Source organism: Aeromicrobium sp. S22 (assembly GCF_009661045.1).
GTDB lineage: Bacteria > Actinomycetota > Actinomycetes > Propionibacteriales > Nocardioidaceae > Aeromicrobium > Aeromicrobium yanjiei.
Window position 1 is genome coordinate 820,246 of record NZ_WJWV01000001.1, and the last position, 18,749, is coordinate 838,994.

The window sequence follows — 18,749 nt, forward strand, 5'->3', positions numbered from 1 at the left end:
AAGGAGTTACGCATGACCGTGTACGCCCAGCCAGGAGCCGAAGGAAGCGTCGTCTCCTACAAGTCGCGCTACGACCACTGGATCGGCGGCGAGTACGTCGCCCCGGTCAAGGGCCAGTACTTCGAGAACGTGTCGCCGGTCAACGGCAAGGTCTTCACCGAGGTCGCCCGCGGCACGGCCGAGGACATCGAGGCGGCGCTCGACGCGGCTCACGCCGCTGCGCCCGCGTGGGGCAAGACGTCCGTCACCGAGCGCTCCGCGATCCTCAACCAGATCGCCGATCGCATCGAGCAGAACCTGGAGATGCTCGCGGTCGGCGAGACGTGGGACAACGGCAAGCCCGTCCGCGAGACGATGGCGGCCGATCTGCCGCTCGTGGTCGACCACTTCCGCTACTTCGCCGGGGCGATCCGCGCCCAGGAGGGTGCGCTGTCGCAGCTCGACGAGCAGACGGTCGCGTACCACTTCCACGAGCCGCTCGGCGTGGTCGGCCAGATCATCCCGTGGAACTTCCCACTGCTCATGGCGACCTGGAAGCTAGCCCCGGCACTGGCCGCGGGCAATGCGGTCGTGCTCAAGCCTGCCGAGCAGACCCCCGCGTCGATCATGCTGCTGATCGAGCTGATCGGTGACCTGCTGCCGGCCGGTGTCGTCAACATCGTCAACGGCTTCGGGGTCGAGGCCGGTGCACCGCTCGCCTCGAGCTCGCGCATCCGCAAGATCGCCTTCACGGGCGAGACCACGACGGGCCGCCTCATCGCGCAGTACGCGAGCCAGAACCTCATCCCGGCGACGCTCGAGCTCGGAGGCAAGAGCCCCAACATCTTCTTCGAGGACGTCGCGAGCAAGGACGACGCGTTCTACGACAAGGCCCTCGAGGGGTTCGCGATGTTCGCCCTCAACCAGGGCGAGGTCTGCACGTGCCCGAGCCGTGGCCTGATCCAGAACTCGATCCTCGAGCAGTTCCTGCCGGCCGCCACCGAGCGGGTCAAGGCGATCAAGCAGGGCAATCCGCTCGACACCGAGACGATGCTCGGAGCGCAGGCCAGCAACGACCAGCTGGAGAAGATCCTGTCGTACTTCGACATCGGGGTGCAGGAGGGCGCCCGCGTCATCACCGGCGGTGAGCGCGTGGACCTCGGCGGCGACCTGTCGGGTGGCTACTACGTCGCGCCGACGATCTTCCAGGGGCACAACAAGATGCGCGTGTTCCAGGAGGAGATCTTCGGCCCGGTCGTCTCGGTCACCGGCTTCGAGGACTACGCCGAGGCGATCGACATCGCCAACGACTCGCTCTACGGGCTCGGCGCCGGGGTCTGGTCCCGCGACTCCAACACCGCGTACAAGGCGGGGCGCGACATCCAGGCCGGCCGCGTGTGGACGAACTGCTACCACCAGTACCCGGCCCATGCGGCGTTCGGCGGCTACAAGTCCTCGGGCATCGGGCGTGAGAACCACAAGATGATGCTCGATCACTACCAGCAGACCAAGAACCTGCTGGTCTCGTACGACGAGAACAAGCTGGGCTTCTTCTGATGTCTCCGCTCGACCCCTCATCGGTCGAGCGGGTCGCGCTGACCCCGAAGGCTGCGGAGCTGCTCCGCGGCCTTCGGGCCTCGCACGACAAGCCGCTGATGTTCCACCAGTCCGGCGGGTGCTGCGACGGGTCGGCCCCCATGTGCTTCACCGAGGGCACGTTCCTCACCGGCCACCAGGACGTCCATCTCGGGGACCTGGAGTACGGGGCGCCCGAGGTCGCGCCGGTGTGGATCTCGCGCGAGCAGTTCGCGTACTGGTCCCACACCCACATCACGATCGACGTCGTGCCGGGACGGGGCGCGGGGTTCTCGATCGAGGGCCCCACGGGCAACCGGTTCATCATCCGCTCGCGCATCTTCACCGAGGAGGAGGCCCGGCTGCTCGCCGCCGAACCAGCCCGATGACCCCGGCGTTCCGGCAATCGGGTGCCGGCACGACGTCATGATGGGGCGTGTGGTGACTCTTTCCTCGTAGAAGGGTGCGGTGTCTCGTCGCGCCCGGTTCCGACATCCCGAGGATCCACCGTGAGCGCGTTCTCCCACCGCCCCCTCCGTGCGGCCCTGCTGGCTGCCCTCCTGCCGGTGCTGGTCGTGTCCGGCCTCGCCGGTCTCAGCTCCCCGGCCGGGGCCGCGACCCCGGTCGACGGTCTGTCGCCCTCGACCGCCGCGGCCTCGTGCTGGGAGGTCAAGCAGCTCGACAGTGCTGCACCGGACGGCGTCTACTGGATCCTCACCCCGCAGCTGCAGGTCCCGACGCAGATCTACTGCGACCAGAGCACGGACGGCGGTGGCTGGGCGCTCATCGGCCGCGGCCGCGAGAACTGGACCTACAACTACAACGGCAAGGGCACCCCGGCCGAGGTCGCCGGCACGGTCACGGGCCAGGCCGCCTTCGCCCCCCGTCAGCTCGACTCGACCGTCATCAACGGGCTGCTCGGCGGCAAACGGTTCGACGACCCCGCATACGGCAGCGGGGTGCGGGTCCGCCGCGCGGTCAACCAGGACGGCACCAGCTGGCAGGAGACGCGATGGTCGTACCGGGCCGGCTCCCGCGACAGGTGGAGCTGGGCGCTGGGGGCCGGTTTCCCCCTCGCGACGGTCACGATCGGTGGCTCGTCCATCTCCAACACCACGACGTACGAGTTCGGCGCCGACACGGCCTACAAGCGGCTGTGGACGCACGAGAACGCCAGGAACGGCTACGTGCGCGGCTTCAGCTTCGGCCAGAACGGCATCGGCTCGACCGCGGCCGGCAGCTACATCTACTCCAAGGCGTCCGGCGGCGCGTACGGCACGCCGTTCAGCCAGGTCTTCATCCGGCCCAAGCTGCGCAGCAGCGACCTGACGTTCACCGAGATCCCCGCCGCGGGCACGCCCGCACAGACCATCCGCGCGGTCCCCAAGAACGGCTCGCTCACCACGACGTGGGGCGTCACGGGTCTGGGCAACGGCGGCACGACCGAGAACGCGACCGAGGTGCAGGCGTTCGCCCAGATCGGCGGCACGATGTACGTCGGCGGCAACTTCACGACCGTCCTCAAGGGGGCCACGGCGACCGGGAACGACCGCGTGGCCCAGCCGTACCTCGCCGCCTTCGACGTCAAGACGGGGGAGTTCATCAGGTCGTTCACCCCTCGGCTCAACAGCATGGTCAAGTCGCTCGCCGCGCTGCCGGACGGCAGGCTCGCGGTCGGCGGGGAGTTCACGCAGGTCGCGGGCACGGCCCGCAGCGGCCTCGTCGTCCTGAACCCCACGACGGGTGCGCTCGACACCTCGTGGGCGACCAACCTGGAGAACCGCATGTCGGGTGGCAAGGTGTCGGTGCGTGGCCTCGACACCGACGGCACCTACCTCTACCTCACCGGTGCGTTCACGCACTTCATCAAGGCCGGGACGACGGAGCGCTACGCCAAGAACGGCGGCCGCATCGCCCTGTCGACCGGCACCGCGGACAACGGCTGGAACCCCGGTTTCAACGGCACCGGGACGGCGCTGGACGTCAGCGACGACAAGTCGACGGTCTACTTCGCGGGCTACTTCACCACGATGAAGGACGGCGCCCAGCCTGCGGACCGGGCCGCCGCGATCAGCACCGCGGCGGGCGGCAACAGGACCGCCGCCTGGCAGCCCACGTTCAGCACCAAGGGCTCGGCCCGCTACCAGCAGGCGGTGCAGCAGGTCGGCAGCAAGGTCTGGCTGGGCGGCTCCCAGCACAGCATGTTCTCCTACGACACCTCGACCTTCGCGCTGGAGAACACCCACATCACCAAGGCAGGTGGTGATCTGCAGGCCATCACGGGCGGCAACGGGGTCGTCTACGGCGGGTGCCACTGCGAGCACTGGAACTACTCGGACACCGCGGCGTACGACACCACGAGCCCCGGCTCGACCAACATCACCTGGACGCAGGCAGACAAGACCTACTACGTGGGCGCGTGGGACGAGCAGACCGGTGACTTCGCGATGGAGTTCACACCCGAGATGCGCGCGCGCAACGGTCTCGGCGCCTGGGCGCTGAAGGTCGCGAGCGACGGCACGCTCTGGGCCGGCGGCTCGATCACGTCGTCGGTCAAGGAGAACGGCGCCAACCAGTGGATCGGCGGCTTCGTGCGCTACGCCCCGAGGCCGAGCACCGCGCCCGGCCGGCCGGGTGGGCTCACGGTGGCGCGCAGCGGCAGCTCCGCGACCGTGAGCTGGAGCGCGAGCTCGACGTCCGGCGTCACGTACGAGGTGCTGCGCAACGACCGGGTCGTGGCGACCAGCACCTCCACGCGCGTCACGGTCCCGGGCGCGATCGAGGCCGATCGCTACGCGGTCCGGGCCGCGGACAGCTGGGGAAACCGCTCGGCGTCCACCGCGGTCGTCTCCGCGGCGGTCGCACCCGTCACCACGACCCTGGTGCCCACGGGCTCCACGTGGGCCTACCGCGTCGACCCGAGCGCGGTCGGCAGCGACTGGAACCGGTCGTTCTTCGACGACTCCGCATGGAGCACGGGAGCCGCACCCCTGGGCTGGGGCACGGGTCCGCTCGCGACCAACGTCGACGTCCCCGCGGGCCAGACCCGCCCCGTGACGTCCTACTACCGCAAGAAGTTCACGATCGCGCCGGGCAGCACCTTCGGGACCGTCACGCTCACGACGCGGGCCGACGACGCCGTCGCGGTCCACGTCAACGGTGTCGAGGTGGGACGGTCGAACCTCCCGGCCGGCGCACTCAGCGCGAGCACGTACGCCCTGTCCGCGCCGTCGACCGCGACCGCCGTGGCCAATCCGGTCACCTTCACGGTCCCGGTGTCGGCACTGCGTACGGGCTCCAACACGATCGGCGTCGAGGTCCACTCGATGTACAAGTCGACGCCGAGCTCGAGCATGGACATGTCGCTCGTCGCCGAGGCGGGCAACCAGGCGCCGGGCACGGAGGCGACGTCGACACCTCTCGTCCCGGCCGGGTCGACGTGGTCGTACCTCTTCGACAACGCGGCCACGGTCCCGGCGGGCTGGACGACGTCCGAGGCGGCCACGAGCGGGTGGCGGACCGGCGCGGCCCCCCTCGGCTGGGGCACGTCGGGTCCGATCATGACGAACATCGACGTCGCCGCCGGGGGCACGCGGGCGCTCACGTCGTACTACCGGCGCTCGTTCGCGGTGCCCGACGCGTCCGCGGTCAAGAAGCTCACGCTGGTGACCCGCGCGGACGACGGAGTCGCGATCCACGTCAACGGCGTCGAGGTGGGGCGGTCCAACCTGCCCGTCGGCGCGCTGACGCGCACGACGTATGCCACGACGGCGGTGTCGACCGCGTCGGCGCTGGCCGCCCCGGTGACGATCGACGTGCCGGTCAGCGTCCTGAAGGACGGCGCCAACAGCATCGCGGTCGAGGTGCACTCGAACTATCGGGCGACCCCGAGCGCCAGCATGGACCTCTCGCTCGTGGCGACCTCGTGAGCACGGCGCCCGGGCTGACCGAGTCGACGGGGGTGCGGGCCGCGTACGCCGCGCTGTCCCGCGCGCAGAAGAGCGGGGCCGGGGTCCCCTGGTACATGCGGGTGGTCAACCGCCGGCTGGGCCGGCTCATCGCGGCGGGCGCCGCCCAGACCCGGGCCACGCCCGATCACATGACGGCGGCCAGCTTCCTCGCATTCCTGGCCGGGGCCGGCCTCCTGGTCGGGGTCGAGCCGGGCCCGACGATGGCGGTCGCCTCGATGCTGCTGCTGCAGCTCGGCTTTGCACTCGACTCCGCCGACGGCCAGCTCGCACGGCTGCGCGGCACGGGATCGCCCGCAGGGGAATGGCTCGACCACGTCGTCGACTCGGCCCGGCACCTGCTCTTCCACCTCGCGGTGCTGATCGGGCTCCATCGCTTCACGGACGTCTCCGACGCGGTGCTGCTCGTGCCGCTCGTGTTCGCCCTGGTCTCGACCGTGCGGTTCTTCGCGCAGATCCTGGCCGAGCAGCTCGCGCGCAGGGACCCCGTGGCAGGTCCTGAGTCGGTGCCCCGGTTCGGCGTGTGGATCCAGGCGCCGGCCGACACCGGCCTGCTCAACCTGGTCGTGGTGCTGTGGGCCTGGACGACCCCGTTCCTGTGGGCCTACGGCGTGTTCGCGGCGCTCAACGCGCTGCTGCTGGCCGCGACCTGCGTCCGTCGCCGTCGCGAGCTCGCATCGCTCGCCCGCGGGGCCTGATGGCCACCGTGGCCCGCGTCCGGGAGCCGGACCTCGTCGTCGACTCGCCGGCCGAGGCCCTGCCGGGCTGGCCGGTCCTCGCACTGCTGTGGGGGTTCCCGGTCTTCTGGCTGCTCGGGGCGACCGTCATCACGGGTGTCCTGCTGACCGTCGTGATGCTGTCGTACCTCGCGCACTACGCAGCCACCCGGTTCGTCCCCGGCGTCCACGCCTTCACGGCGTTCGTGGTGTGGGTCGTGCCCTGCGCGGTGATGGTCGAGGGAACGTCCCGGCTGCTCGGATACGCCTACCGGTTCTCGATCCTCGTGATCGTCGGGACCGCGTTCGTCTACACGATCGCGGCCGGCAGCCGGCTGAGCCGCCGCAGGATCGTCGATGCGCTGACGTTCGTCTGGTTCTTCACGGTCGTCGGCGGTCTGGCCGGGCTCGCGTTCCCCACGGTGCGCCTGTCGACCCCGGTGGGCCTGCTGCTGCCGTCGTCGCTGACGAGCAACGAGTACGTCCATGACCTGTTCTTCCCGCCGTTCGCGGAGATCCAGTCGCCCTTCGGCTCGCCGACCGACTTCATCCGGCCGTCCGCACCCTTCCCGTACGCGAACAGCTGGGGGGTCGCGATCGTCCTGCTCACGCCCGTCGCGGTGGCGTGCTTCCTGCAGACCCGGTCGATCCTGCTGCGGGCGGGCATCGTGGCCGGGATGTGCGGGATGCTGGCACCTGCGCTCAGCACCTCCAACCGGGGGATGTTCGCGGGGCTCGTCCTGGCGGCCGTCTACGTGGTGATCCGCATGGCGGTGCGCAACCGGGCGGCGCCGGTCATCACGATCGCGGTGCTCGGCATCGGGGCGGCGGTGGTGCTCGTCGCCAACGGCCTGCTGACCCAGATCCACACCCGGCAGGAGTACGGCGACTCCAACGGGACCCGGTTCGGCCTCTACGAGGAGACGTTCCGCCGCACGTTGCAGTCGCCCCTGCTCGGCTACGGGGCGCCGCGGCCCTCCGCGGAGCCGGGCATCTCGCTCGGCACCCAGGGCTATGTGTGGATGCTGATGTTCAGCTTCGGCTTCGTCGGGCTCGCACTGTTCCTGGTCTTCCTGTGGGGCACCGCCGCTCGCACGTGGCGCGCTCCCGGCGACATCGACCTGGTGCTGCACAGCGTGCTCGTGGTCGCCAGCGTGATCATCCTCGTCTACGGCATGGACATCATGCAGCTGCTGACCGTGATGCTCGTGGCCGCCGTGCTCCTGCGCCGGCGCTACGGCCTCGACCCGTCCCGCCCCGGTGGCTGAGCCCGGCACCCGCGGCATCGCGTGGGCCGGGGCGGTCAACCTGGTGGGCGGCGCCGCGGGCTCGGTCGTGGGCCTGCTGCTCGCGGCCGTCGTGGGACGTGAGCTCGGCACGGAGGGCGCGGGCACCTACTTCCTGGTCGTCGCGGTCTTCATGATCGTCTCCAACGTCGCCGAGCTCGGGGCTGACACCGGTCTGGTGCGGTTCGTCTCGGCCGCGCGCGCCACCGGGAGGTCGGCGGACGTGCCCCACCTGGTGCGAACCGCGCTGCGTCCGGTCGTGCTGGGGGGTGTCCTCGTCGTGGCGGTCGCGGCGGCGACGGTCCGCACGTACCCGGGAGCGTTCGACGGTCTCTCGTCGCGCTTCGTGGTGGGTGCCGCAGCGCTCGCGGTGCTGTCGTCGCTGATCGCGGTGATGCTGTCGGTGTCCCGCGGTCTCGGCGACGTGCTGACGTACCCCTTGCTGCAGAACATCGCCCTGCCGTTCCTGCGCCTGGGTGCCGTCTTCGCGGTGGTCTCGGCGGGCGGGGGTGTCGCTGCGGTGCTGACGGCCTGGATGGCCCCGGTGCCGGTCGTCCTCGTGCTCGCGACGCTGGTCGCGGTCATGATGCTGCGGCGTCACGCGGGAACCGTCCGGGGGCGCCCGGCCCGCCCCGCCGAGCTGCGGCGGGCGTCCGGCGAGTTCTGGACGTTCAGCGCGACCCGTGGCGTGACGGCCGCGGTCGAGATCCTGCTCGAGTGGGTCGACGTCCTCATCGTCGGCGTGCTCACCTCGGCTGAGGAGGCGGGGGTGTACGCGGTGGTGACCCGGTGCGCCCGCGCCGGCGAGGTGATCCAGCAGGCGGCCCGCATCGCGGTGGGACCGCAGATCAGCGCGGCGCTCGCGCGAGGCGCGGTCCACGAGGCCCGGGAGATCTACGGCCTGGTGACCTCCGCGATGATCTGGCTCGCGTGGCCGTTCTTCGTGGTGCTGGCGGTGTTCGGCGATGCCGTGCTCTCGCTGTTCGGACCCGGCTTCGACGCAGGGTGGCCCGCCTTGGCGACGCTCGCGGTCGCGATGGGCCTGGCCACGGCCGCGGGGACCGTGCAGACCATCTTGCTGATGGGCGGTCGCAGCACGTGGCAGCTCGCCGACAAGTCCGGCGCGCTGGCGCTCAACGTCGCCCTCAACCTGGTCCTGGTGCCGATGTGGGGAATCGAGGGGGCGGCCGTCGCCTGGGCCGTCACGATCCTCGTGGACACCGCCGTCGTGGTGTACCAGGTGCAGCACCTGATGGACCTGCGCCCGCAGGGGAGACCGCTCCTGGTCGCCGCAGCGCTCTCGCTCGCGCTCACGGGGTCCCTGTGCCTCGCGGCGCGCCTGGTCCTCGGATCGTCCGTGCCGGTCATGCTCGGCACGGTCGTGGTCGTGGCCGCGGTCTACCTCGGGATCAGCTTCCCGCTGCGGCACCGGCTGGGCCTCGTCGACCTGGTCGCCCACCGCTCGCGGTGAGACGAGCGGCGGGCGGCGGCGTCAGCGGCTGAGGGCGAGCATCTCGGTGCGGGGCGGGAACAGCGCCGCCAGGGCGATGTCGACGCCCTTGGACGAGAGCAGCCCCGCGAGCCTGCGCAGCGCCGCTGCGTCGTCCGTCGTGGCGCGGGCCAGCAGGACCGAGTCCGAGCGGGTGGCCAGGGCGACCTTGTTGGCGTCGGAGGTCATGCGGGTCGTGTCGATCACGACGATCTCGCCGGCCCAGGACTGACGCTTCTTCTCGGTCGGCCAGCCGCGGCTGATCTTGCCCTCGTTGATCGCACCGGCGTCGACGAAGCGGGCGGCGCGGCCGCGGCGCGCCAGGGCGTCCACGAGCTCCTCGCCCGGGGTGAGCGAGCGCCCGTTGTCGTCCTCGGCGTCCACCATGATGATGAACGGGCCGTCGGCCCCGATCGTGGTCGGGATCTTCAGCATGAACGCCGCGATGTCCCACGTGTCGGCGCGGTTGCTGTCCTTGGTGCCGTCGAGGACGATCTGGTCGCCGAGCGCGTGCAACCGGTCGACGCCGCCGATCTCGGAGTCCTCCTCCTCCTTGCGGAACAGGGCGATCGGGATGCCGACCAGCAGGCCGAGGAACAGGCCCGCCGCGCCCAGCGGGACCGGGCCGGGGCTGGACGGGCTCGACGGGACGTCGGCGACGCCGACGACCTGCCCGGGGACCAGGTCGAATGAGCTCATCTGGGCGATCCTCTCGCCCAGGGCGTCGGCCTGGATGCGCAGGGACTGCTGGGCGAGCCGGCTCGCGTACGCGTCGGTGTTGGAGTCGATGCGGATCTTGCGCAGCTGCGTGTTCGCGGCCTTGACGAGGCGGTCGACCTGGCCTGCGGCCTCGTCACGGCGCAGCGTCAGATAGGCCTCCGCGACCGCGTCCGCGCCGGCGGCGGCCTGCTTCGCGGTGTCGCCGGAGAAGTGGATGCGAAGGATCAGCGAGCCCTCGGGGGAGTCGGTGGACGTCGCACTGCGGACCTGCTCGGTGCTGAGGTCATAGGTGGGACGAAGCAGTGCGGCCGCGGCCTTGGCGACCTTGCTCGACGTGACGATGCCGGCCTCCGTCGCCATGCTGACCGACTTGGAGGCGTCGGCACCCGAGCTGAGCGGATCGGCGTCCATGGGGTTGACCGACACCGTCGTGGTGGCGTCGTACGTCGGCGGGATCGCGAAGGAGGCGAGCACTCCGAGGATGAGGCCGACGATCGCCACGACGGCGACGACGGACCAGTGCCGCTTGAGCGAACCGACGAGGTCGGTCAGCTGCACAGGTTGCTGGGCGGAGGCCATCTGAATTCGTCCTTGAGGTCACGGTTCCCCTGTTCGGGGCTCTACTCCAAGAGAGCGGGGCACCACCCGGACATGACGCGCGTACAAGATTTTTCTTCCGCGACGGTCCGGAAAACCATTGGCGTCCCGTGGTGCCCGGGTAGTCGGTTTTGCCCAGGGCTGACGGGTGAAATCACCGGGAACAGGGGCCGTTCGAGCTATGGACGAACCCCGGGACGCGTGCCATGCTTCCGATTGCCGTGACAAGCGGTAGCTGATCCAGGGGAATCTCTCACGAGGTTCGATCGACAAAAATCCAGGGGACACCATGCAGGACGTTGACTTGGTCAACGTGCCTGGCGCCGACAGATCCGTCGAGGTCGACGACGGAGTGCTGCTGGCGCAGGCTCGTGACGGCCACGCAGAGGCCTATGCCGCCCTCTTCACGCGCTACAGCTACGCCGCGCACCGCCTGGCCCGAAATCTGGGGCAGTACGAGGACGCCGAGGACGTCGTCGCGGAGTCGTTCGCCCGAGTGCTCGACCTCGTGCGGCGGGGCAAGGGCCCCGAGACCGCGTTCCGGGCCTATCTGTTCACCACGATCCGGCATGAGTCGGCCCGGCGGGCGAAGGCGCGCAAACGGGTCACGCCCACCGACGACGTCGCCAAGATCGATCAGCCCGTGCCCTTCGGCGACGGCCAGCTCGACGGCTTCGAGCGTGCCGCGATCCGCGCGGCCTACGAGTCGCTGCCCCCTCGGTGGCGCACGGTGCTGTGGCACCTCGATGTCGACGGGCGCAAGCCGCACGAGCTCGTGTCCTTGCTCGACCTGTCGCCCAACGGCGTCTCGGCCCTGGTCTACCGCGCACGCAACGGTCTGCGCGAGGCGTACCTGCAGCAGCACGTGAAGTCCGCCGCGCCGGAGGACAGCCGTTCGTGCCGGGACGTGCGGGCCAAGCTCTCGGCGTTCGTGCGCCGTACCGCGTCCGCGCGTGACCAGGAGAAGGTCCACGGCCACCTCGCGGTCTGCCGCGAGTGCATGTCGATCTACCTGGACCTGCAGGAGGTCGACCAGGAGGTCGCCGCGCCACCGTCCTCCTGAGCCGGCTCGCGAATTCTCGTCACGTTCCCGTCACGAAGCAGCGGCAGCGGTCTCTTCCATGTCGACACCGAGTGAAGGCATGGAATCCGTGAGTGATGTGCGCCCCAGGTACGACGTCGGCTACTCCAGTGGCGTCTTCGACATGTTCCACGTCGGACACCTCAACCTGCTGCGGCGGGCGCGCAACCGCTGTGACCACCTCGTGGTGGGGGTCGCGAGCGACGAGTACGTCGAGAACCTGAAGGGTCGCCCCCCGGTCGTGCCCTGTGACGAGCGGATCGACATCATCTCCGCGCTCGGGATCGTCGACGAGGTCATCATCGACCGGTCCGAGGACAAGGTCGCGGCCTGGGAGCAGCGCCCGTTCGACGCGATCTTCAAGGGCAACGACTGGCAGGGGACACCCAAGGGCTATCGGCTGGAGCGCGCGATGGCCGCTCTCGACGTGGACGTCGTCTACTTCCCCTACACGCGGCACACCTCCAGCTCGATGCTGCGTTCGTTCCTGACGGAGCGCGGCGAGTGATCGCCTCCGAGCGGCGTCCGTCGACCGCGGGCACCGACGTGTGCCCGCCCATCACCGCGGTCGTCCCCACGCACCGCCGTCCCGAGCTCATGAGGCGGGCCGTGCAGAGCATCGTGGACCAGACCTATTCCGGCCCGATCGAGATCATCGTGGTCTTCGACGCGTGCGAGCCCGAGCTCCCCGCCGTCGAGACCTCACCCCTTCGCGTCCTGCGGGCCGTCACGAACGACCGCGTGCGGGGCCTGGCCGGGGCCCGCAACACCGGGATCCTCGCCGCCTCGCACGAGTTCGTGGCCTTCCTCGACGACGACGACCACTGGCTGCCCGGCAAGCTCGAGGCGCAGATGGCCGTGTTCGCGGCCCATCCCGAGGTGGGCCTCGTCGGCACGGCCATGGAGGTCGACGACGGTCGCCGCACCCACCAACGCCCCGTCCCACTGACCGTGGTCACCCACGACGACCTCGTGCGGGACCGCATCGCGGGGCTGCACTCGAGCAGCTTCGTCTTTCGCCGGTCCGTGCTCGTCGACACCGTCGGCATGATCGACGAGGAGCTTCCCGGGGCGTACGGCGAGGACTACGACGTGCTGCTGACGACCTCGCAGGTCGCCCCGATCCGGCTCGTCAACGAGCCCTTGGTCTCGGTCCGCTGGTCCGGGCAGTCGTTCTTCTACGGCAGGTGGGCGCAGTACGCCGAGGGGCTGACCTATCTGCTCGACAAGCATCCGGGCCTCCGTGAGGACCCCGCGGCGCTCGCGCGGATGAGCTCGCAGATAGGTTTCGCGCTCGCCGCGGCCGGTCGCCGACGTGAGGCGCGGCCCTGGCTCCGTCGGGCGCTGGGCGCACGGCGGCACGACGTCCGCGCCTGGCTCGGCCTGCTGATCTCGTTCCGGCTGCTGTCCGCCGACGTCGTGGCGCGGGTCGCCAATCTCGCGGGGAAGGGGATCTAGGCATGGCCGTGATGAACGTGAGCACCCCGCTGATGGGTCTCGAGACCGACGTCACCGCGCGTGCCGTGCGGGGCACCAGGCTGAGCCGCGCCCCGCGGGCGGTGCTGCGCCAGGGCGTGATCGGCTACGCCGCTGCCCTCGCGGTCACGTGGTATCTCGCGCACCGCCACTTCGCCCTGCCGCTGTCGTGGCAGGCAGGGGTCGTGGGGCTGGTCGCGATCTGGCTGCTCTACAGCTTCGCCGCCCTGCGCGCCTTCGAGCGGGCCCGCTCGTTCAAGCCGGCGATCCGTTTCGTGGAGATCCTCGGTCTCGCGTCCTTCGGCTTCGTCCTCGGTGACGCGCCGAACACCGAGCTCGTCCGGCAGGCGGCGGTCGCAGTCGCCGCCGCGCCGGTGGTCCTGTCGCTCTCCGCGGTGCTGCACCGCCAGCTCCTGCGGCGCACCCCGACCATCCTGGTGGGCCAGGTGGAGTCCGTGCGGCGGCTCGAGTCGCGCTGGGCGAAGCGCAAGGACGTCAACGTCGTCGCGACCTGCTCGTGGCGGTCGCCGCACGAGCTCGCCCCCGTCGGTGCGGTGTCCGACGACGGGCTCGCCGAGGTCGTCCGCGAGGTCCTCGCGGCTGTCGTGCAGCGCCAGGCCACGTCGGTCGTCATCGCCAGCGGGCGGGCGCTCTCCACGCCCGCGCTGCGTCATCTCGCGTGGGCGCTGCAGCGGGCCGAGGTCGAGTGCCTCGTGGTCGCCGACATGAGCGATCACGTCGAGTTCCTCCGCCCCCGGCGGGTGGGCGACCAGATCGCGCTGTCGCTGCGCGCCCCCAACGACCACCTCATGTCGCTGGCGCTCAAGTCGGTGCTCGACCGGGTCACGGCCGCCGTTCTCCTGCTGGTGCTGTCACCCCTCCTGCTGCTCATCGCGGTGCTGATCCGTCTCGGCTCCCGCGGACCTGCGATCTTCAAGCAGGAGCGCTCGGGCCAGGACGGCCGACCGTTCACGATCTGGAAGTTCCGCACCATGGTCGTGGATGCGGAGAAGCGCCTCCCGTCCCTCCGCAAGCGCAACGAGGGTGCCGGTCCGCTGTTCAAGCTGACCAACGACCCACGGGTGACCCGCTTCGGGCGCGTGCTGCGCAGCACCTCGATCGACGAGCTCCCGCAGCTGGTCAACGTGCTCCGGGGGGAGATGTCGCTCGTCGGGCCGCGTCCCGCGCTGCCGTCCGAGACCTCCCAGTACAGCGAGTGGGTCTGGCGACGCCTGCACGTCAAGCCGGGCCTCACGGGGCTGTGGCAGGTCAGCGGACGCTCGTCGCTCTCCTGGGAGGAGTCGATCCGCATGGACCTGCAGTACGTCAACAACTGGAACCTGCGGCTGGACCTGGCGATCCTCGCGCGCACCGTCCGAGCCGTGCTGGCCCGCGACGGAGCGCTCTAGCAGCGCTCTGGAAGATGCTGTAACTCGTTGTTACACTCGCTCGGGTCGTCCCGACGGATACGGTCGGGCCACCGCTGCGGAACGAGGATCCATGACTGAGCTGGGCTACACGCTGAAGGTCGTGCGCCGTATCGGCATGCTGCGGCCGGTCCCGCCCCACCGCCTGCTCGGCGCCGGGATCCAGCTCGCCAAGTGGGGGCCGGGCCTGCCGTCGGGGGTCCACTCCGCGGCCGCGCGCTTCCCGGGTCAGGCGGCGATCGTCGACGAGGCGGGCGAGATCACGTGGTCCGAGCTCTCGGCCGAGGTCAACCGGTTCACGCAGGCGCTCAAGGACCGTGGCGTGGAGCCCGGTGACTCGATCGCGGTGCTCGCCCGCAACCACCGCCACATGGTCGTCGCGATCGTCGCGATCATGCAGGTGGGTGCCCGGGTGCTGCTGCTCAACACCATGGCGAGCCGCTCCCAGCTCGCCGAGCTCGCGGAGCGCGAGGACGCCTCGTGCGTCATCGTGGACCAGGAGTTCCTGGACGTCGCGCAAGACGTCGACCGGTCCACGATCGTCCTCGGCTGGGCGGACGCCGACGCTCCCGCGGACCTGCCGACGGTGTCCGGGCTCGCCCGCGGGCTCTCGGCGAAGGCGCACCCGAAGCCGTCGCGCCACGGGCAGATCATCATCTTCACGTCCGGCACCACGGGCCTGCCCAAGGGAGCCCGCCGTGAGGAGCCCAAGGACCTGAGGCCGCTGATCGCCTTCTTCGGCGCGATCCCGTACCGCGGCCGCTCCACGATCGTCATCGCGGCGCCGCTGTTCCACTCGTGGGGACTGCTCAACTTCGCGTTCAACCTCTCGACCGTGCCGACCTACGTCCTGCGGCGGCGCTTCGATCCCGAGCAGGTGCTCCGCGACGTCGAGCAGCACCGCGCGGAGGCGCTGGTCGTCGTGCCGCTGATGATGCAGCGCATGGTCGACGCCGACCCGGACGTCATCGCCCGGACCGACGTCTCGTCGCTGCGCATCACCGCGAGCAGCGGCTCGGCGCTCGGCGGCGACCTCGCCAACCGCTACATGGACCTGTTCACGGACTCCGTCTACAACTTCTACGGTGCGACCGAGACCGGCTGGGTCACGATCGCCGGACCCCGTGACCTGCGCGAGGCGCCCGGCACCGCGGGGGTGCCGCCCTTCAGGACCACGGTCAAGGTCCTCGACCCCGACGGTCGCGAGGTGCCGCAGGGTGAGACCGGCGTGATCCACGTCGGCAACGACATGCCGTTCGGCGGCTACACCGACGGCAACAGCAAGGCGTTCGCGGACGGCCTGATGAACACCGGCGACGTGGGCCACTTCGACGAGAACGGTCGCCTGTTCGTCTCGGGCCGTGACGACGACATGGTCATCTCTGGCGGGGAGAACGTGTTCCCCCGCGAGCTGGAGGACGCGCTGGTCGAGCACCCGGACATCTCCGACGTGGTGGTCACGGGCATCGACGACGAGAGGTTCGGCCAGGTCCTCGCCGCGTACGTCGTCGTGCGCGAGGGCAGCTCGCTCAGCGAGGAGGACGTCGCGGCGTACGCCAAGGGCCGGGTGGCCCGGTTCGCGGTGCCGGCGCGCACGATGTTCCTGGACGAGCTCCCGCGCAACCCGACCGGCAAGGTCATGAAGCGCGACCTGCCCGCGTTCGAGCAGTAGGCCGCGCCGAGACCGGCGCCGCGAGCAGCAGCCCCAGGGCCAGCCCGCCGAGCGCTGACGTCGGGCGACCCGGTCCGAGCGGGGCCGTGGGCGTGCGTGCGGGGTCGATGACCTCGGCGGTCGAGGCCGCTCGCCCGCCGAGCCGTCTCGCGTCGACGGCCCGGACCGCGAGATATGCGTTGGCGACCGCGTCCGCCGCGCGGGCCGCCCGCCTCGGGTCGTCCGCGGCGTATGACACCTGCAGGACGCGGGACTCCTTGACCGTCGTGGCCGAGACCGCGTCCTCGAGCTCGCGGATCGAGAGGCCGGACTCCCCGAGGGCGTCCCGCGCCTCGGCCGTGACACGCCGCGACGAGGCCAGCGCCTCCTCGGCGGCCATGTCGATGCGCGCGGGGTCGGGCCCGTCGATCCGCAGGACAGCAACCGCCTCGTAGCGGGTCGGTAGCACGATGTGGGTCGCGAGCCCGAGGGCCAGCCCCGCGCCGGCCCCGGCCAGGAGCGTGACCCAGCGCCGGCCCATGCGGCGGGCCAGCTCGGTGAGGGTCAAGGTCTCCACGGCGCCAGTCTCGCCGCGACGGGCGCCGGCGGTCCCGGTTGTCCACAGGCAGGGGTCACGGCACTGGTGGCAGCCCTGCCGGGTCGGCGATAACTGGTCCCATGGACACAGACGCAGAGCTGGTGGTGCTGGCCCGGACCGGGGACCGCGAGGCGTACGGGGTGCTGTTCGTGCGCCACCGAGCGGTGGCGGAGCGGGTCGCCCGACGGTCCACGAGCCGCGAGGACGTCGACGACGTGGTGTCCGAGTCGTTCGCGCGGGTGCTGGCGCAGATCTGCGCGGGCCGCGGACCCGTGGCGTCCTTCCGGGCCTATCTGCTGACGGCAGTCCGCCACGAGGCGGCGCGGCGGCGGGCGCAGGGGCGGCGGTGCGAGCCGACCGCCGAGATCGAGGGGCTGGCGACGCCCACCTCGCTGCCCGAGCTCGACGACGAGGTGCGCGAGGCGTACCGGACGCTGCCGGAGCGATGGCAGCGCGTGCTGTGGCAGCTCGAGGTGGAGGGCCGACGGCCGCACGAGCTGGCTGCCGAGCTCGGCATGTCGGCCAATGCGGTCTCTGCGCTGGGCACTCGCGCCCGCGCGGGTCTGCGCAGCGCCTACCTCGGACGAACACTGGCCGCTTGAGCGCGCTGGCGTGCCGACGCGCTCCGCTGTGGCAGGCTTGCCGGGTGGACATCGCCTACGACCCCCATCCGGACGGGCGGCCGGATCCGGGGGAGGTCGTGTGGACGTGGGTCCCGTACGAGGACGATCCGGCCCAGGGCAAGGACCGGCCGGTCCTCCTGATCGCCCACGACGGGGCGTCGCTCGTCGGCCTGATGATGACCTCGAAGGACCACGACCGCGATCACGAGCAGGAGGCGCGGGACGGTCGGTTCTGGCTCGACATCGGAGTGGGTCCGTGGGACCGCGAGGGCCGGCCCAGCGAGGTGCGCCTCAACCGCTTCCTCCTGATCGACCCGGCCGACGTGCGGCGCGAGGGTGCGGTGCTCGACGAGCCCCGCTTCGACGCCGTCGTGAGCGCGCTCGAGCCGTACCTCCCCGTCCCGCCGAGGACGCCGTGAGCGAGGAGGGTCCTCGGCCGATCGGCAGGATCGATCGATTCCAGCGCAAGCACCCGGTGGTCGGCTTCCCGATCGCGGTCATCTACAAGTACTTCGACGACCAAGGCGCCTATCTCTCGGCCATCATCACCTACTACGCGTTCATCGCGATCTTCCCGCTGCTTCTGCTCAGCACCTCGATCCTCGGGTTCATCCTGCAGGGCGACGAGGGGCTGCGCGACCGCCTGCTCGACTCGGCGCTCAGCCAGTTCCCGATCGTCGGCGACCAGCTCGGCCGTCCCGAGGGACTGCAGGGCAGCACCGGCGCGATCATCGTCGGTGCGGTGACGGCGACGTACGGTGCGATGGGGCTGGGCCAGGCGATCCAGAATGCCGCCAACATCGCCTGGTCCGTGCCGCGCAACAGCCGTGCCAACCCGTTCCTGCTGAGGCTGCGCAGCCTGGCGTTCCTGCTCGTCGGTGGCATCGGCATCATGGCGCTCGCGATCACCACGTCCGTGCTGTCCAACCCAGGCGTCATCGGCACGGACCTCGGGCCCGCGCTCGGCCGCCTCGTGCAGCTCGCGAGCTTCTTGCTGACGGTCCTCATCTTCACCGCGATCTTCCGTCTCGTGAGCCTCGGACGCGCCAAGCCGCGCGCCGTGGTCCCCGGGGCGGCTGTGACCGGGGCGCTGTGGCAGGCGCTGCAGTGGATCGGCAACACGTACGTCCGCGAGGTCATCGGCAAGGCGGACAACCAGGTCAACCAGACGTTCGCCCTGGTCCTCGGCCTCGTCGCGTTCATCTACATCGCGTCGATCATGGCCGTGCTGGGCCTGGAGGTGAATGTGGTGCTCCGTCGTCGCCTGTACCCGCGAGCCCTCCTGACGCCGTTCACGGACAATGTGATCCTCACGCCCGCGGATCAGCGGGCCTACGTGGCGTACGCCAAGGCGCAGCGGCACAAGGGGTTCGAGTCCGTCGAGGTGACCTTCGCCGACCGTACGCCGCAGGTGCCGCGCGAGGCCGACGAGACCGCTCAGCAACCCTCCGCCGACGCCTCCTGAGGCGCCGCGACGTGCTCGCGGTGCCGGGGGGACCACCGGCCGACTAGTCTGGGCGTACGACCATCGGTCGTCCTGATCACAGCGACATGAAGGTGGCA

The 18,749-nt window shown here is 70.7% G+C and carries 16 protein-coding genes; 14 read left to right on the plus strand and 2 right to left on the minus strand.

What is annotated here, in order from left to right:
• Positions 1 to 12: 12 nt before the first annotated feature.
• From GEV27_RS04135 to GEV27_RS04160, 6 genes are all read left to right on the plus strand, one after another.
• On the plus strand, positions 13 to 1,536 hold the full coding sequence (locus GEV27_RS04135; protein ID WP_153654148.1) for an aldehyde dehydrogenase family protein: 1,524 nt from the start codon (positions 13 to 15) through the stop codon (positions 1,534 to 1,536).
• Positions 1,536 to 1,943 (plus strand): DUF779 domain-containing protein, encoded by a 408-nt coding sequence (locus tag GEV27_RS04140; protein WP_153654147.1) that lies wholly within the window; start codon positions 1,536 to 1,538, stop codon positions 1,941 to 1,943. The genes GEV27_RS04135 and GEV27_RS04140 overlap by 1 nt, the downstream gene beginning before the upstream one ends.
• Positions 1,944 to 2,063: 120 nt before the next feature.
• Entirely contained in the window at positions 2,064 to 5,483 is a 3,420-nt protein-coding gene (locus GEV27_RS04145; protein ID WP_153933513.1) for a fibrinogen-like YCDxxxxGGGW domain-containing protein, read from the plus strand.
• Positions 5,480 to 6,220, plus strand: coding sequence for a CDP-alcohol phosphatidyltransferase family protein (locus GEV27_RS04150; protein ID WP_309222020.1), 741 nt, complete (start codon positions 5,480 to 5,482; stop codon positions 6,218 to 6,220). Before GEV27_RS04145 ends, GEV27_RS04150 begins: the two co-directional genes overlap by 4 nt.
• Positions 6,220 to 7,506, plus strand: coding sequence for an O-antigen ligase (locus GEV27_RS04155; protein ID WP_153910111.1), 1,287 nt, complete (start codon positions 6,220 to 6,222; stop codon positions 7,504 to 7,506). The genes GEV27_RS04150 and GEV27_RS04155 overlap by 1 nt, the downstream gene beginning before the upstream one ends.
• Positions 7,499 to 8,995 (plus strand): polysaccharide biosynthesis C-terminal domain-containing protein, encoded by a 1,497-nt coding sequence (locus GEV27_RS04160; protein ID WP_153654141.1) that lies wholly within the window; start codon positions 7,499 to 7,501, stop codon positions 8,993 to 8,995. The genes GEV27_RS04155 and GEV27_RS04160 overlap by 8 nt, the downstream gene beginning before the upstream one ends.
• A 21-nt stretch (positions 8,996 to 9,016) precedes the next feature.
• On the opposite strand, the gene GEV27_RS04165 is transcribed toward GEV27_RS04160, so the two are convergent.
• Entirely contained in the window at positions 9,017 to 10,312 is a 1,296-nt protein-coding gene (locus GEV27_RS04165) for a Wzz/FepE/Etk N-terminal domain-containing protein (protein ID WP_153654140.1), read from the minus strand.
• A gap of 307 nt (positions 10,313 to 10,619) precedes the next feature.
• On the opposite strand from GEV27_RS04165, the gene GEV27_RS04170 reads away from it, so the two are divergent.
• The 5 genes from GEV27_RS04170 to GEV27_RS04190 all read left to right on the plus strand — a co-directional run bounded on the left by GEV27_RS04170 (position 10,620) and on the right by GEV27_RS04190 (position 15,986).
• Positions 10,620 to 11,393 carry a sigma-70 family RNA polymerase sigma factor gene (locus GEV27_RS04170; protein WP_153933514.1) on the plus strand — a complete coding sequence of 258 codons (774 nt, stop codon included), beginning with the start codon at positions 10,620 to 10,622 and terminating at the stop codon, positions 11,391 to 11,393.
• Positions 11,394 to 11,481: 88 nt separating this feature from the next.
• Positions 11,482 to 11,919 (plus strand): adenylyltransferase/cytidyltransferase family protein, encoded by a 438-nt coding sequence (locus GEV27_RS04175; RefSeq protein ID WP_243838770.1) that lies wholly within the window; start codon positions 11,482 to 11,484, stop codon positions 11,917 to 11,919.
• Positions 11,916 to 12,869 (plus strand): glycosyltransferase family 2 protein, encoded by a 954-nt coding sequence (locus tag GEV27_RS04180; RefSeq protein ID WP_153654134.1) that lies wholly within the window; start codon positions 11,916 to 11,918, stop codon positions 12,867 to 12,869. The genes GEV27_RS04175 and GEV27_RS04180 overlap by 4 nt, the downstream gene beginning before the upstream one ends.
• A gap of 2 nt (positions 12,870 to 12,871) precedes the next feature.
• On the plus strand, positions 12,872 to 14,296 hold the full coding sequence (locus tag GEV27_RS04185) for an exopolysaccharide biosynthesis polyprenyl glycosylphosphotransferase (RefSeq protein WP_153910116.1): 1,425 nt from the start codon (positions 12,872 to 12,874) through the stop codon (positions 14,294 to 14,296).
• Positions 14,297 to 14,387: 91 nt separating this feature from the next.
• Entirely contained in the window at positions 14,388 to 15,986 is a 1,599-nt protein-coding gene (locus tag GEV27_RS04190; protein ID WP_228764917.1) for an AMP-binding protein, read from the plus strand.
• Here the strand turns inward: GEV27_RS04190 and GEV27_RS04195 are convergent.
• Positions 15,952 to 16,542 carry a hypothetical protein gene (locus GEV27_RS04195; RefSeq protein ID WP_153933515.1) on the minus strand — a complete coding sequence of 197 codons (591 nt, stop codon included), beginning with the start codon at positions 16,540 to 16,542 and terminating at the stop codon, positions 15,952 to 15,954. The genes GEV27_RS04190 and GEV27_RS04195 overlap by 35 nt on opposite strands.
• A gap of 101 nt (positions 16,543 to 16,643) precedes the next feature.
• Between GEV27_RS04195 and GEV27_RS04200 the strand changes: the two genes are divergently transcribed.
• From GEV27_RS04200 to GEV27_RS04210, 3 genes are read left to right on the plus strand one after another with little or no spacing between them, the layout of a single operon-like run.
• A complete protein-coding gene (locus tag GEV27_RS04200; RefSeq protein WP_153933516.1) occupies positions 16,644 to 17,165 on the plus strand; it encodes an RNA polymerase sigma factor in 522 nt (173 codons plus the stop codon).
• A 44-nt stretch (positions 17,166 to 17,209) separates the two neighbouring features.
• On the plus strand, positions 17,210 to 17,605 hold the full coding sequence (locus GEV27_RS18205) for a type II toxin-antitoxin system PemK/MazF family toxin (RefSeq protein ID WP_309222021.1): 396 nt from the start codon (positions 17,210 to 17,212) through the stop codon (positions 17,603 to 17,605).
• Complete coding sequence (locus tag GEV27_RS04210; RefSeq protein WP_153654124.1) at positions 17,602 to 18,651, plus strand: YihY/virulence factor BrkB family protein; 1,050 nt, start codon at positions 17,602 to 17,604, stop codon at positions 18,649 to 18,651. Before GEV27_RS18205 ends, GEV27_RS04210 begins: the two co-directional genes overlap by 4 nt.
• Positions 18,652 to 18,749 lie beyond the last annotated feature (98 nt).

Excerpts from the sequence above, each read along its gene's own strand:
- GEV27_RS04170 (WP_153933514.1), top strand. The coding sequence starts at position 10,620 with ATGCAGGACGTTGACTTGGTCAACGTGCCTGGCGCCGACAGATCCGTC.
- GEV27_RS04200 (WP_153933516.1), top strand. The coding sequence starts at position 16,644 with ATGGACACAGACGCAGAGCTGGTGGTGCTGGCCCGGACCGGGGACCGC.
- GEV27_RS04140 (WP_153654147.1), top strand. The coding sequence starts at position 1,536 with ATGTCTCCGCTCGACCCCTCATCGGTCGAGCGGGTCGCGCTGACCCCG.
- GEV27_RS04155 (WP_153910111.1), top strand. The coding sequence starts at position 6,220 with ATGGCCACCGTGGCCCGCGTCCGGGAGCCGGACCTCGTCGTCGACTCG.
- GEV27_RS04190 (WP_228764917.1), top strand. The coding sequence starts at position 14,388 with ATGACTGAGCTGGGCTACACGCTGAAGGTCGTGCGCCGTATCGGCATG.
- GEV27_RS04135 (WP_153654148.1), top strand. The coding sequence starts at position 13 with ATGACCGTGTACGCCCAGCCAGGAGCCGAAGGAAGCGTCGTCTCCTAC.
- GEV27_RS04185 (WP_153910116.1), top strand. The coding sequence starts at position 12,872 with ATGGCCGTGATGAACGTGAGCACCCCGCTGATGGGTCTCGAGACCGAC.
- GEV27_RS04165 (WP_153654140.1), bottom strand. The coding sequence starts at position 10,312 with ATGGCCTCCGCCCAGCAACCTGTGCAGCTGACCGACCTCGTCGGTTCG.